We start from the raw sequence: 13,817 nt of genomic DNA, 5'->3' as shown, positions 1-13,817 counted from the left end.
AACTTTTAGTTAACTCGTTGGTAATCCGAAGACTTCAGAGCATGAGCCAAAAAGCGTTCTGTGTAGTACAAAGCTAATTGATTGCTCGGGCCATTAAAAACTGCATCAAAGGCGTGTTCAGCCCAAGGAATTTCGAGCAAAATAGCCCGTGAAGCGAAGCTATCCCGTAGGGAATCGCCCGTGGCTCGCAATCGTTGGTAGAGCGATCGACCAAACTTAACCTGAACGATATGGTCGCGACCTGCATAAACCAGTAGAGAAGGGGGAAGATTCGGTTTAATATAATTTATGGGAGAAGCCCGACGGTAAAGCTCGTTGAGTTCGTCTGGCGTTCCTCCCAGAAAGGCACGCAAGACGGCTCGAACATTTATAGCATCAGGAAAAGGTGGGTCATTATATCCCCGAATCAGGTCATTTGGCCCGTAATAGTTCACCACTGCTCGAACTGGAAGCACACTAGAATCATAAGCAGTTAGCATTGCTAAATGGGCACCTGCTGATCTTCCCATGAGAGCAATTCGATCGAGATCGATTTCCCAATCACCAGCATGAGTTTTGATATAGGAAAGAGCGGCTTGTACGTCCTCAAGCTGAGCAGGAAATCGATACTTGGGAGCGTGGCGGTAATCAACTGCAACCACACAATAGCCTTGGGCGGCCATGTAGCGGCTGAATTCTTCATTGGCATCGGCATTGCCTCTCTGCCAAGCTCCCCCGTAGAGTGTGATAATCGCGGGATATTTGCCAATTTGCATCGGCCGATAAACGTTTAGTTGCAGTGAAACTCCGTCAGGGTTGGCAAATCCAATAGCCCGATCGATCCTAACCTCTCTGAGGGGAATTCCTCGGAACGCATCTGCGAGGATAAACGGTTGAGGGCGTAGCTGCGCGCGATCAGCTTGAGGAACGGCTGCTAAATAGTTTTCCCCTAGTACAGCTTGCACTTGGGTAGCTATGGCTGCATTGGCTGCGGGGAACTGAATCAGGGGTAGCAGGCCCAGGATTAGGGCGAACAGGTTACAAATGAGTAAAATAATGTAGACTTTGCCTTGATGCCGTCTGAGCAGGTTCAACAGAAGGGCGATCGTATTGATACCGACCAACCAAGGACTGATTTCTGGTGCTCCCACCGCCAAAGGGTACAGGAACATCGTGGGTGCTGGTATGATGACCCAGAGACTGAGAAATAGTGCGATCGCACTCAGGAACCAAGAAATAAATGGCGAGACTAAGAATGCTGCCAATAAGGGTAACTTTTTGCGGTTCTTCTTGTGGATCATCGGATTTTTGCAGCCTAGTTTTTAATCAGTTTAAATTAATCTGGCGGTTTTTATTGGTAACTCGATCGCCTCTGGCATTTTACCAAACCAGCAACTTCATTGACACCGACATCCTACGTCGATCGAAAATGCTTTAATGTATCGTTGTATTTTCATCTTTGGGGTTATTCGCTGTTTCTGGGAATCTTAAGCTGAGGTTCTCTGGCTCAACTAGCTCTATGGGATCTTACTCATCAAAAGTTTGGCTATTATTCCGATTTTGGTAGTTAGACAGGAATTAGGCACGGGTGTGGATAAACCAGGTTTTTTTACATATTATTAAAATTTATGGAAACCTCAAATCGGGACGCAATTAAATTGTAGACTAAGTGTATTTCTCAGGTAAAATCGAGTCTAATCCTTTAATTGCTGAGGCATAATCTCATGCCCATTCCCAAACTCACTGAAACAACGATCGAGCTTCACACCTCTGCCCAATCTCTCAAACGGGGTGAAGCTTACTATTTAGCTGGCAATGTTACTAGGGCAGTCCGGCGTGCCAATATGGTGCAAGCAGTAGTGGAGGGTTCCGAAGTAGAACCCTACCGTGTTACCCTGCCCTTTGATGATGCCGGATTAGCATCTACATTATTTTGCACTTGTCCTTACGAGAACGGTGGGTGGTGTAAACACATTGTGGCGACGTTGTTATTGTGTCTGCGGCAACCAGAAATAATTGAGCAGGGCCCGACATTGGAACAATTGCTCGATCGCCTCAACGATGTACAAACCCAGCAATTAATACAGCATTTAGTAAAAAAAGAACCATCACTCATTGATGCGATCGAACAATACATTAACTTAAGTGCTATTCCTGCACCTTCAAACCAACCAACTAAAGCACCCCGCCACACCTCCATCGATCCTGCTCCCTTTCGGCACCAAGTACGACGAATTTTGCGAGAGGCTATGAGGTATTTGGAGGATGGATGGGAAGAAGACCCGATTACAGAAGAACTTTTAGATGTAATTCAGCGAGCCCAGGAATTCAGCGCACAGGGGGATGGCAACAACGCTTTAGTAATTTTAGAAGCCATCACCACAGCCTGCGTTGAAGATTGGAATGATGTAGAAGAGTTTGGCGCTGAAAATTCAGAGATAGCTAACGCTTTGGATGAAGCTTGGACAGAAGCCATTTTGACGGCTCAACTAACTGCTGAAGAAGAGATCGATCTCCAGGTGATGTTAGAAGCTTGGCAAGATGAATGGGATTGTGATTTCAGTATGAGCTTGGAAGCTTTACGCCAAGGTTGGGATGACCCCCTACTCCAACAGGTACTTGAAGGAAACATTACTGGGCAAGGAGTTTGGGCTGGTGACGCACCAGACTGTGCTCATGACTTAACTTTGATTCGCTTGCAAATCCTCGATCGCCAGGAACGCGATCGAGAATACTTATACTTAGCCCAAGCAGAAGGTTGTACTCAACAATACTTGACGATGTTAACTCGTTTGGGGAGAGTAGAAGAAGCAGTGGAAGCTGCTGCTACCCAGATGCAATCAGCGGAAGAGGCTTTTGCTCTCGTTCAAACTTTAAAACAACAGGGAGCCTTAGAACAAGCTCTGAAAATTTGTCAATCTGGGTTAAATTTGTCAGGTCATTGCCATTACCAACTGGCCACATCGATGAGTGAGTTGGCTGTTGAGTTGGGCGAAGACGAAGTTGCGTTAAATGCTAGAATCCAGATATTTAAAATCCAACCGTCTTTTAGGGATTATAGTTTAGTGAAGGAGTTAGCAAGAGATAGTTGGTCAACTTTGAAAGCAGATTTGTTAGCCACTCTGAAAACTAATGAAAGTTGGAAGTTTACTGACGCGAAGGTTTATATTTTTCTGCATGAAGGAATGATTGAAGATGCGATCGCCCTTGTTGATGGCTTGGGTTATTACCAATCAGCACTGATTCACCGAGTAATGGGGGCTGCTATCAGCCACAGCCCCGATTGGGTAATCGCCAATGCTTGTCGGCGTGCTGCATCGATTATGGATCAGGGGAAATCAAACGAGTACAATCTTGCGATTAAGTGGTTGGAAAAAGCCCGCGCTGCCTATTTACACACTGGGCAAAATCTTCAGTGGTCTGCTTATCGTTCTCAACTGATGCAAGTACACAGTCGGAAGCGGAAGTTGATGGAAATGCTCAAAAGTCCCGATTTAGATTGAGCCTTAAGTTTACGGTAAACCCAAGTGAAAGCGACCCAACCCAGGATCAAATAAACCTTACTTAATTTTTGCTTTCACAGCCCTAGATTCCACTGTGAATCCTGGAATATCTTGCAGTTCTGTTTCGCTCAAACTGTACTGTTCGCAAACCAAACTCAAACGAGTTCCGGTACTTTTAACAGCGTTGACAGAGTGAGTCAAATCTCCTTGAAAATAGATCAGCGAGTTGGCTTGCGGCTTAATCTGCCCGACTTGCTGTTTGTTGCGCCGCAGTATCAATTCTCCCCCTTGCAAGTTCGGCGGTACTTGTACGTACAAAACGCTGACGGCTGCGGGAGGTTCAACTGTTTTGCAGTACGATCGCAAAGATCGATCGATATGCGGATCGACGCGGGAACCTTCACCCAGCAACAAAGGGTTGAGGTAAAAAGCGTTGCATTCAGGCTGTAATGCTTGGTCTAGATAGGGTTTGAACAAGGGAAACCGCCGTTCTACTTCGGCGATTTCCGAACGTTGAAACACTACGGAAAACCCTTTTGTGCCAATGAAATCGCGGTTGAGGTTGTTGATTGCTAGATAAGGGGAAGCTAGAATTGCTCCTCGCAAGTCGTTGAGGTAGTCGATCGAGAAAGCGTTAGGATGTTGGCTATAGTATTTCAAGGCACTCAAAAATCATCAAAGTTTAAGGAAACAGCAGATAGAAATGCAGCAATCACTCAGACTTGGGATTGCTTCGTTTCTCGCGGAGGACATAATAATCTTGATTTCAGTCCGCGTACTTAAGTCAAAGGTTTTTCTTAACTGCGGGCGATCGCCCGGAAGTGTCGCAACCAATTAGCAACTGCCAAATATTACTATACAGGCGATCGTTGTGGTGATTCGATTATATTTGCTATTCGATTATACCTGATGCCGCTGGGCAGTCGATCGCCCATTTATTTTAACTTGTGCAATTGCAGGGACGATCGCGGAAATTGCGATCGCATCCAGCCTCTGTTTTATCACCGATTTCTTGAGCTTGCTAGCTGGAAAACTGATGGGTGTGCTGTATAGGAAGCATCTTGCTAAAACAAGCAATCCGTGCATTAGGTCAAAATGCTGGGAGAGCGATCGACAAAATCTAAGTGGCGATAGAACGTTAATAAAGTTTACAAATAGAGGGTGGTCTACAAAATACCAGCAGTCCCAATAGTTACTAAATAATTATTTCAGATTAAATTAATATTTCACAGAGCGGAAAAAAGCAAAGCTGCCAGCTATAATTAAAGAGTGAGTGAAAAAAATAACTTTCTGAAACGATATGCCAACAACATTGTACGAAAAAATGGGTGGAGAACCAGCCATTAAAGAGATGGTGGATGATTTTTACCGCGATGTTTTGGCGGACGAGATAGTGAGCCACTTTTTCGATCATACAGACATGGAAAAGCAGCGCCGGCATCAAACTGCTTTTATCTCTTATGCCCTTGGCGGCACCAAGCAATACTCAGGCCGTTCAATGGAAAAAGCACACGCAGGTTTGAATTTACAGCCTGAACACTTTGATGCAATTGTGAAGCATTTGACAGATGCAATAGTTGCCCACGGCGCCTCCCAAGAGGATCTCGATGAAGCGCTAGGTAAGATCGCGACTTTGAAAGAGGCTGTTTTGTACAAGTAATATCTAGTGAATGCAACAGGGTTTGTACAGGCACTAGAATAGTGATAAAAGTGGAGATTTCGTAATTAGGAAGCGAAAGCTCCACTTCGTTTTGTGTCGGAGATAATGAACCGCTTTCGAGGCGAAGGAAGAGAAAAGTTCACAATTGAGGCGAAGATGGCTAGAGTTATTTAACTGATATCCCGCATGAGTTGTGGGAATCAATCGCGAGCGATATTATAGCGTGTTTAAATTATTTTCCACTTAATTTATCAATACGTGTTTCATTTTTTATAGTAGCTTATTCGGCGAGCCACGGTATTGCTGAATTATATTTCACTCTATTTGTTCATTTACTTGAAATGCTGACAAGTTATATTCCTCCTTTAGCTAGATGACGGTAGTCAAGTGCGGCTTGCACGATCGGTTTACTAATTGCCAATTACCAATTACCAAATCGTATATGCCGCAATACTTCGGAAAACTGCAAAAAACGGAACAGCCTTGGTCAACAATCGGTTCGGTAGAATCCATAAATAAAACCGATCGCAACCTTCACTTTAATTGCGGCGAAACTTCCCTAAACATCAGCATCCTCGCGCCCAATTTAATCCGAGTGCGAATGTCCCCGACAGGTGAATTCAAAAGCCGATCGCACTCAATAACCCTCGCTGACGAAGAGTGGGAAATTCTACCATTTGAAGTGCGAGAAACCGACGAAAAGATAGGAACTGAAACAGCAGAAATATTAATTTCCGTAAAGCGATCTCCCCAGTGAATTGTCGGACACAATTCCACGCTTCAAAGATTGGCAAAAGCGTTTAATCAGTGAGTCAAATATCATGGGAGGACAAACCGTTTTCCCAAATACTCGCCTCACTGTTCGCCGGGTAGGATCGATGCTCGAACGCGGTTCGCTGCAACGTAGTTGTTAGATTCACATTTCATGGATTTGTATTTACACCCTCGATTAAGACAACAGGATGAGCACGTGGATGTGGTGAACCTGGAAATGCAGAAAAACAGACACGACTCCCGACACTTGGTTTCTTGCCATACACACTATCAAAATGGAAGAAGATAGTCTCTCCATCATCACTTTGAATATTTCCCCAATCATAATTTGGATGTAAATTTTTACATATGCCAATTTGACGATCAACAACTGGATAGCAAAGTTTTTCACACCGTTGTACTAGCTCATCGGCAGTAGGGCGATCGTCTGGATTCTTATTCAAACATTCAAGGATTAGTGTATACAACTCATTGCCCAGGGACTGAAACTGTAGATTTTTATCAATATAAGCGGGTTTTTGGGGTGGAATAGCTGCAAGGATAGTGCGAACCGCAGCTAATCCAAAACCAAAGGGTTTTTGACCGCTCATTAATTCATAAATCATGGCTCCAACCGCCCATATATCTGATGGCTTACCTGCCTTGCTAGCTTCTTCAATCATCTCAGGTGCCATGTATGGCAAGGCTCCCATGACTGTAGCGGAAGCACTTATTGAAGATTCGTCCTTAACACCATTTACAATCTCTTCCTCAGCCATCTTAGCTATACCGAAGTCTGTGATTTTAATCTCTGATAGATTGAAATCGCCTGAAAACATCACATTACTTGGCTTCAGATCTCGATGAATAACACCTGCATTATGCGAAGCTGCAACACCCTTAGCTAAGTAATGAAGAATCTTAGCAGTGAGATATGGATCGACGATACCTAATTGCTGTAATAACCCTTCTTTAAGATCTTTTCCTGCAATAAACTCTTCTACTAAATAAGGCGATGAGTCAGTTTCAAGATAGTCTAATGTTTTTGCTACATTTGGATGATTCACTTTTGCACTGACCACAGCACTTCGCTGAAACCTCTTTTTTGCTGAGAAATTCTTAGGCAATTTAAGAGCAATTTCTCTGCCAAGCACTAAATCTCTTGCACAATAGACTTCCTGCATCCCGCCTTCACCGACAAAGCGAAGGATCTCATAACGCTTATCTACTAGATCGCCGATATTATGAATTTGATTTCCTGTCATAAAACCACCTCTGGGTTAGATATGTCAAAAGTCATAAATAATCTCTTCCCTCCACCCGAGTTATCTTCTAGTGTGATGACGCAACTTTTAGGAAGAGCTTGACCTTTTTCTACTAGCTGATTATTGACAAAAACTGAGCCATTCACTGCATCAACTAAGAAGTTAAAGCCCTCATACTTAATGTGGATAGAACCATAATTGGTAACATCCAGTTTTACGCGCTGATTGATTGTTTCCAGTGTATATGTCTTGTCTCTGTATACAAGTAGTCCACGATGTTTGCCATGCAGAAGATAATTACCAAGAATATCCTTAATTTCTGACATTGCAGGTCTCTCAGTTGCATCTTCAGTTAGGGTGCGATCGAGTAATTTGACAATAGCATCAGGAATACCCAAAGGAATAGAAGAAAAACTTGGAATAGTTGCAAGATGAGGTGGCTTTTTTAACAGAGCTTTTGGGATTTCCTCCCCAGAGAGATACCAGGCAGTAATACCAAAAGCATAGGTATCAACAGCATTTGTAAACGAAACCAATCCCGCTCTATATAATTCAGGAGCTGCAAAACCCTCAGTTCCAACGAATCCCAAAGTTGAGTCGTCTTTACCTAAAAACCTAGCTAAACCGAAATCAAATATCTTAATAATATTTGCCTGGTCAAACTTCATATTGTTAGGCTTAATATCTCTATGAATTAAGCCTTGGGCATGAATATCACTGATTCCCGAGGCTATCTGATAGAGAACCTTCAGATATTCATCTATCGAGAAGGAACTCCGAGCGGCAAAAGATTGTAAGTCATCACCAGAAACATATTCCTGGACGATCCCAACTCGTCTATCAGCTTCATTTAGGAAAACATCAAAGATTTGAACGACATGCTTTGAGCGAATTTTTTGTAATGCAGTTAGCTCATCAAAGAGTCGGCGCTGATGTCTAACATCTTGAATGAACTTAATGGCAACTTTCCTGTCAAGATTCCTATCTTGACAGACCAAAACTTCTCCCATTCCACCGATAAGCACTTTTTCTGTCGGAACATAACGAGACGGGATGCCACTTGACATAACAACTAATTCTCCTCAGAAAACTCAATATTTAGTTGGGGTACTGGCTTGTCAACTTCACGTTTATCGCCATTAGTTTTGTTACTGTTTACACCCGTGAACTCTATCTTTTGAGCATTGTCTTGATTTTTTTTCTTTGGTTGCTTTTTCGGCTGTGGGATTTTTTCTTGTTTAAGAGGTTCCTCAACTCCCGAGGCGCTGGCATCTGGAGTATTTAAGGATTTATCTGGAAGAGCATCAGTTTGTGGAGCTTTAATACTAAAAAATTCTACTTTTCCGGGGATACTCCAAATTTCAAGATAACTTAAATCCGATTCTTCATTTATTGAAAATAAATCTTTTCCAATAGTTAAAGCCGCTACTGTAGAATTATCCTTGCCACCCAACCATTCTGAAAGAGCGGTCAGTCTAGAAACAACTTCTCTGGGACTTTCTGCGTAGCTTACTAATGAATGAAATATGTTCTCAGGAATGCCGTGAGCACCATCCGACGTAATAAGCAACCATTTCATATCAGAAGAGGGTTTTAATTCAACACGTCGCGGCTCAATGCCTTCTCCCATGCCAACGTACTGCAATAATTGCCTAAATTCAGGCGGGGGAGAAGGAAGATTTAAACTTGCAAGATGTTTTTCCAATGTATCGTCAATCGTAAGTTGCTCTACTACACCGCTATTGAGTAGGCAATAAATTCGACTATCTCCTACGTTTACTGCGGCCCAATCTTTCGTTTCATTACAGATTACTGCTGACAAAGTTGCTCCCCCTTTTCCTTGGAAAGCGTTATAAACAGCCTCGTTAGCGTCCTGTATACCAACTTCGAGTTTCTTGATCAAGGTAGAGGCATTGCTATGTACCAAGGATGCAGCAAATGTACTTATTGCTAGATTTGCACACTCCCCACCCTTGACCATACCCCCCATCCCATCACAAAGTACGAGTGCTGCAATAGAAGGTTTGCGGGATTTTTCAAACTTTACTCTCAGAAAAATTGCGCGGTCTTGATTCTCTGACCGTTTTCCTAAAACGCTACTTAATACAACTGTTGCAGACTCTAATTCTGTAAATCCAGATTTTTCTCCAAACTTTAACCATCTGGAGATTCCTTCTTGGAGCTGCTTATAGAATTGACTTTCCGCCATATCTTGCACCATCCAAAATACTCGACTACCTAATTTATTTTACTCAACGCAATTCTGATCATAGTGTGTTTCGGAAATAACCTTCTACATATTTTGCGTGTTAAACTCTACTCCGATTGCTTTTTAGCCAAAGTTTACCTCAGTCATTGGGTAAATTATATCACAACTGCGGTATAATTTACCGAATATGGCTGTCAACTACCGCAAACAGCTTTTCTATGTCTAGCTTCATTTTGTAGACGCGCTCGCATAAGTTTTTGAAATAATTTTAGCAAACTGAGAAACTGAACCCGGAGCCGATCGCGCTTTATTGCTTCTAACCTAAGAGAGAGCGAGCTTTCGCCCTCGACTGGCATTATAGTTAGGAACGGGAACCTAAAATCGCATATGCCGCAATACTTCGGAAAACTCCAAATTACTGAACAGCCTTGGTCAACAATCGGTTCGGTAGAATCCATAAAAAAAACCGATCGCACAATTCACTTTAATTGCGGCGAGACCTCCCTAAATATCAGCATCCTCGCACCGAATTTAATCCGAGTGCGAATGTCCCCGACAGGTGAATTCAAAAGCCGATCGCACTCAATAACCGTCCCTGACGAAGAGTGGGAAATTATACCCTTTGAAGTGCGAGAAACAGACGAAAAAATAGAAATTGAAACAGCACAAATAACGATTTCTGTAAAGCGATCTGGCTCTGCAATCGAATGCTTTGACAAATCGGGAAAACCCTTTGCTAGCGACTGCGATCCCAGTATGGGATGGCGCACCGGCGCAACCGCAGGCTGGAAACGCATCGAAGCAGACGAACACTTCTACGGTTTTGGGGAACGCACCGGCTTTCTCGACAAACTCTCCGAAGTCAAGACAAACTGGACAATAGACGCCCTTGACTACAATTCCCTCAGCGATGAAATGTACCAGGCGATCCCATTTTACATCGCCCTGAATCCCGATCGCGCTTACGGCATCTTTTTCAACACGACATTTTGGAGTCAATTCGACATCGGCGCCCAACAACCGGGAGTTTTGCGGATGGAAACCAGAGGCCCGGAACTCGATTACTACATCATTTACGGCCCGGAACCCGCCCAAATTCTCGCCACCTACACGCAGTTAACCGGCCGGATTCCGCTTCCGCCAAAATGGGCGCTGGGATACCACCAATGCCGCTGGAGCTACGAATCCGAGGACGTTGTGCGGGAGTTGGCGAAGGAATTTCGCGATCGGGCGATTCCCTGCGATGTCATCCACCTCGACATCGACTATATGAACGGCTACCGCGTTTTTACCTGGAGCCCGAAGCGTTTCCCCGATCCCGCGAAACTGATCGCAGACTTGACAGCAGCCGGTTTTAAGGTTGTCACCATTGTCGATCCCGGTGTCAAGTACGAACCGGAAGGAGATTATGAAGTATTCGATCAGGGTGTGGAGAATGACTATTTCGTCCGAACCGCAGAGGGAAGGCTATTTCACGGTTACGTTTGGCCCGAAAAAGCGGTGTTTCCCGACTTCCTGCGGCCAGAGGTGCGCGAGTGGTGGGGCGAATTGCACAAAAACCTGACAGATATGGGCGTTGCGGGGATTTGGAACGACATGAACGAACCTTCGATCGCAGAACGGCCTTTTGGCGATGGCCACGAACACATTTGGTTTCCGCTGGATGCACCGCAAGGCCCGGAATCCGAGGGCGCAACCCACGCGGAAACGCACAATTTGTATGGTTTGATGATGGCGAAAGCTTGTGCACAGGGGTTGCAAAAAGTGCGATCAAACGAGCGATCTTTTGTGCTGACGCGATCGGGTTTTGCGGGCATTCAGCGTTACTCCTCGGTATGGATGGGCGACAATCAATCGCTGTGGGATCATTTAGAAATGTCGATGCCGATGCTTTGCAATATGGGGCTTTCCGGCGTGGCGTTTGTCGGTTGCGACATCGGCGGTTTTGCGGAGAATGCAACCGCCGAAATGTTCGCGCGGTGGATGCAGGTGGGAATGCTGTATCCCTTGATGCGCGGTCATTCGGCGATTAGTACGGCGCAGCACGAACCGTGGGTTTTTGGCGATCGCACTGAGAAGATTTGCCGCGAATACATGAATTTGCGCTATCAGTTGTTGCCTTACATTTACACGTTGTTTTGGGAAGCAGCGACGACGGGAACACCGATTTTGCGACCGCTACTATATCAATTTCCGCGCGATCGCACAACTTATCACCTTTACGATCAAGTATTGCTCGGCCCGTCGCTGATGGCTGCACCTGTTTACCGCCCTGGAGTTGAGCATCGCGCTGTGTATTTGCCGGAGGGGACTTGGTACGATTGGTGGACGGGCGAATGCTATCAGGGCCCGACGCACATTTTAGCTTATGCACCTTTGGAGAGAATGCCGCTTTACGTGCGGGGCGGGGGCATAATTGCGATCGCACCTGTGAGGCAATTTGTCAGCGAAGAACCGCTTGAGTCATTAAAAATGCGAATTTGGCCCGGAAGCGGTGAATGGACGCTTTATGAGGACGATGGACACAGTTTTGAACATGAAAAAGGTGTGTGGTCTACGACTAATTACAAGGTGTATTTGGAAGGGGAAAAAATCATCGTTGAAATTGCCGTGCGCGAGGGTCAATTTTCGATTTCTGAACGCGAAGTTATTGTGGAAGTTGTTGGCGTTGGCGAACAGCGATTTACAGATGACGGTACGGTGCGGCGTTTGACATTTGGATAACTTTGGCATAAAGCGGTTTATGCTATGGTGGGATTCATTCAGGGCGATCGCTCGATCTGGTAGAGTTTGAGATGGAAAGGGCGATCGTATCCTGGAAAATAGGTGAGTCTCTGATTCCCGTGTGGTGCGATCGAATTCATCAGCAAGTACAGCAAAACTAAAAAAATGGAAATTAACACCTTGGATGATTTAGATAAACTTGAGTTCAAGATTCGTCAGGAAATTAGCAAATATCGGCTAGGTGATCTTTTGTACTCTCTCTATCAAAGAAAAGATAGCTTGCGTCCCTTTATAGCTGCGGGAGTTGCCCTATTTGCTGTTAGATTTTCCGAGCCTAGCATAGTAAGCCAAAAAATTAAATTACTAAACATTGATACAATCATAAGACTTGTTTCTGATTACTTACTAGCCGACCCTATAACCTTTGACCAAGAATTAGAGAATAATTTTATGGGCTCTAATCCCGATTTTGTGCTGTTGAGATTAGCCTATAGCCAATTACCATTTGACGTTAGTGAATTCAGTCAATTTTCAAGACCTATCTTACTTTACCATGAGATTCCCAATAGTTTAGTAGGTAAGCCAGGTATTCGACAATTCGATATACAAAAAGAATTTTCGGCTCTTAATGGAGTCTCTATACATGAGTTTATCAATATTGGATTTGCAGCATCTGCATTTGCAAGAAAAAATTTTACGTTCTCCTTAAACAAGTTTAAAAAACTGCGCTCACAAGGTATTAGTCTTCTTGATGATCAAGCTATCTCTCAGGTCGTTCACCAGTTAGCAGGCGATCAAGTTAAAATTACAACCTTGTATGACAAGCGTAAAAACACCGATCGTAGATTTAGAATGTATGATTTTAATCCTCTGCAGACATATCCCCTAATATTTCCTTGCAAAAGTAAGGGCTTTGGGAATTTTGGACAAGACTTTATGTGCGCTCCAGTGCCTGGTTTAATTGATGATAAAATGTCTATCGGTATATATTATCAACTATTTAATAAATTTAAAAACAAGTTTTCTGATTATTTTGGATATGTTTTAGAAGAGTATTTAAAACTTATCTTAAATCACTCTATTACTTCAGAAAAAATTATTGATATACGCGACCTTGGTATAAAAAACTCACAATCTCCTGATTATGCAATTATTGATGGTAGCGTAGCGATCGTTTTGGAGTGTAAAGCAACCAAATTTAAATTACCTGCTAAAACTATCTCATCTGAAGAGGATATCAATGATAGTTTGGAACAAGTCATAAAAGGTTTAATACAAATTGATATCTTTATCAAAGCCTGCAAAGCCCGAGCCAGTAATCTAGATGAATTTCATGAGTGCAGCAGATTTATGCCAGTGTTAGTTACTCTTGAAGATATGTATTTAATTAATAGTGATGATTTTCGCGCTCACATAAATGAGTTATTGAAAAAAGAACAAATCGTCAATCTAGATTGGCAAATACTCTCAATTGGTGAGCTAGAACGTTTGCAGCCTCATCTAGCAGCGGGCATTCACTTATCTCAAGTGCTTCAAGATTTAAAACACAAAAGTTTTAAGAGTGTGTTAGAGGAGTTGGCTTCACAAACTCGCAAAACTTTTAAAGATTCTTTCCTCTATCCTAAGCAACAAGAACTATATCAGCGCCTTGGTCTTCCTGACAGAAGTGAATAGAAAAATTACTACTGACAACGTAGGATTTCCTTTGTTACAATATACCGTCC

13 protein-coding genes are annotated in these 13,817 nt (G+C 43.5%); 6 read left to right on the top strand and 7 right to left on the bottom strand.

Annotated elements, in window-relative coordinates; genetic code table 11:
* Positions 1-5 precede the first annotated feature (5 nt).
* Positions 6-1,280, bottom strand: coding sequence for an alpha/beta hydrolase (locus QUB37_RS07560; protein WP_333160583.1), 1,275 nt, complete (start codon positions 1,278-1,280; stop codon positions 6-8).
* 423 nt (positions 1,281-1,703) lie between these two features.
* On the opposite strand from QUB37_RS07560, the gene QUB37_RS07555 reads away from it, so the two are divergent.
* Entirely contained in the window at positions 1,704-3,482 is a 1,779-nt protein-coding gene (locus tag QUB37_RS07555) for an SWIM zinc finger family protein (protein WP_333160581.1), read from the top strand.
* 57 nt (positions 3,483-3,539) lie between these two features.
* Here the strand turns inward: QUB37_RS07555 and QUB37_RS07550 are convergent, their stop codons facing one another.
* Both QUB37_RS07550 and QUB37_RS07545 read right to left on the bottom strand, forming a co-directional pair.
* A complete protein-coding gene (locus QUB37_RS07550; protein WP_041622513.1) occupies positions 3,540-4,142 on the bottom strand; it encodes a 2OG-Fe(II) oxygenase in 603 nt (200 codons plus the stop codon).
* A 240-nt stretch (positions 4,143-4,382) separates the two neighbouring features.
* Positions 4,383-4,568 (bottom strand): hypothetical protein, encoded by a 186-nt coding sequence (locus tag QUB37_RS07545; protein WP_333160578.1) that lies wholly within the window; start codon positions 4,566-4,568, stop codon positions 4,383-4,385.
* Between the two features lie 214 nt (positions 4,569-4,782).
* Here QUB37_RS07545 and QUB37_RS07540 point away from each other — a divergent pair, with 214 nt between their 5' ends.
* From QUB37_RS07540 to QUB37_RS29800, 3 genes are all read left to right on the top strand, one after another.
* Positions 4,783-5,142 carry a group 1 truncated hemoglobin gene (locus QUB37_RS07540; RefSeq protein WP_333160576.1) on the top strand — a complete coding sequence of 120 codons (360 nt, stop codon included), beginning with the start codon at positions 4,783-4,785 and terminating at the stop codon, positions 5,140-5,142.
* 442 nt (positions 5,143-5,584) lie between these two features.
* Positions 5,585-5,899, top strand: coding sequence for a DUF4968 domain-containing protein (locus QUB37_RS07535; RefSeq protein ID WP_333160574.1), 315 nt, complete (start codon positions 5,585-5,587; stop codon positions 5,897-5,899).
* A gap of 64 nt (positions 5,900-5,963) precedes the next feature.
* Complete coding sequence (locus QUB37_RS29800; RefSeq protein ID WP_445300009.1) at positions 5,964-6,056, top strand: hypothetical protein; 93 nt, start codon at positions 5,964-5,966, stop codon at positions 6,054-6,056.
* Positions 6,057-6,065: 9 nt separating this feature from the next.
* On the opposite strand, the gene QUB37_RS07530 is transcribed toward QUB37_RS29800, so the two are convergent.
* From QUB37_RS07530 to QUB37_RS07520, 3 genes are read right to left on the bottom strand one after another with little or no spacing between them, the layout of a single operon-like run.
* Complete coding sequence (locus tag QUB37_RS07530) at positions 6,066-7,160, bottom strand: serine/threonine-protein kinase (protein ID WP_333160572.1); 1,095 nt, start codon at positions 7,158-7,160, stop codon at positions 6,066-6,068.
* A complete protein-coding gene (locus tag QUB37_RS07525; protein WP_333160570.1) occupies positions 7,157-8,227 on the bottom strand; it encodes a serine/threonine-protein kinase in 1,071 nt (356 codons plus the stop codon). The genes QUB37_RS07530 and QUB37_RS07525 overlap by 4 nt, the downstream gene beginning before the upstream one ends.
* A gap of 5 nt (positions 8,228-8,232) precedes the next feature.
* Positions 8,233-9,381 (bottom strand): protein phosphatase 2C domain-containing protein, encoded by a 1,149-nt coding sequence (locus QUB37_RS07520; protein WP_333160568.1) that lies wholly within the window; start codon positions 9,379-9,381, stop codon positions 8,233-8,235.
* Between the two features lie 375 nt (positions 9,382-9,756).
* Here QUB37_RS07520 and QUB37_RS07515 point away from each other — a divergent pair, with 375 nt between their 5' ends.
* Positions 9,757-12,093: a glycoside hydrolase family 31 protein gene (locus QUB37_RS07515; protein ID WP_333160566.1), complete on the top strand. Its 2,337-nt coding sequence runs from the start codon at positions 9,757-9,759 to the stop codon at positions 12,091-12,093.
* Positions 12,094-12,131: 38 nt separating this feature from the next.
* Here QUB37_RS07515 and QUB37_RS07510 read toward each other — a convergent pair whose 3' ends face one another.
* Positions 12,132-12,272 carry a hypothetical protein gene (locus QUB37_RS07510; RefSeq protein ID WP_333160564.1) on the bottom strand — a complete coding sequence of 47 codons (141 nt, stop codon included), beginning with the start codon at positions 12,270-12,272 and terminating at the stop codon, positions 12,132-12,134.
* Here QUB37_RS07510 and QUB37_RS07505 point away from each other — a divergent pair.
* Positions 12,259-13,767 (top strand): hypothetical protein, encoded by a 1,509-nt coding sequence (locus tag QUB37_RS07505; RefSeq protein ID WP_333160562.1) that lies wholly within the window; start codon positions 12,259-12,261, stop codon positions 13,765-13,767. The two genes, QUB37_RS07510 and QUB37_RS07505, sit on opposite strands and share 14 nt — an antisense overlap.
* Positions 13,768-13,817 lie beyond the last annotated feature (50 nt).

The sequence above is a fragment of the Microcoleus sp. AT3-A2 genome (assembly GCF_036705685.1).
Classification (GTDB): Bacteria; Cyanobacteriota; Cyanobacteriia; order Cyanobacteriales; family Microcoleaceae; genus Microcoleus.
The sequence above is the reverse complement of the archived record's forward strand: the minus strand, read 5'-3'. Positions and strand labels throughout refer to the sequence as shown.

Bases quoted from the DNA above. Each gene is read 5' to 3' on its own strand.
- QUB37_RS07555 (WP_333160581.1), top strand. From the start codon at position 1,704: ATGCCCATTCCCAAACTCACTGAAACAACGATCGAGCTTCACACCTCT.
- QUB37_RS07520 (WP_333160568.1), bottom strand. From the start codon at position 9,381: ATGGTGCAAGATATGGCGGAAAGTCAATTCTATAAGCAGCTCCAAGAA.
- QUB37_RS07540 (WP_333160576.1), top strand. From the start codon at position 4,783: ATGCCAACAACATTGTACGAAAAAATGGGTGGAGAACCAGCCATTAAA.
- QUB37_RS07515 (WP_333160566.1), top strand. From the start codon at position 9,757: ATGCCGCAATACTTCGGAAAACTCCAAATTACTGAACAGCCTTGGTCA.
- QUB37_RS07535 (WP_333160574.1), top strand. From the start codon at position 5,585: ATGCCGCAATACTTCGGAAAACTGCAAAAAACGGAACAGCCTTGGTCA.
- QUB37_RS07505 (WP_333160562.1), top strand. From the start codon at position 12,259: ATGGAAATTAACACCTTGGATGATTTAGATAAACTTGAGTTCAAGATT.
- QUB37_RS07530 (WP_333160572.1), bottom strand. From the start codon at position 7,160: ATGACAGGAAATCAAATTCATAATATCGGCGATCTAGTAGATAAGCGT.
- QUB37_RS29800 (WP_445300009.1), top strand. From the start codon at position 5,964: ATGGGAGGACAAACCGTTTTCCCAAATACTCGCCTCACTGTTCGCCGG.
- QUB37_RS07560 (WP_333160583.1), bottom strand. From the start codon at position 1,280: ATGATCCACAAGAAGAACCGCAAAAAGTTACCCTTATTGGCAGCATTC.
- QUB37_RS07545 (WP_333160578.1), bottom strand. From the start codon at position 4,568: ATGCACGGATTGCTTGTTTTAGCAAGATGCTTCCTATACAGCACACCC.
- QUB37_RS07525 (WP_333160570.1), bottom strand. From the start codon at position 8,227: ATGTCAAGTGGCATCCCGTCTCGTTATGTTCCGACAGAAAAAGTGCTT.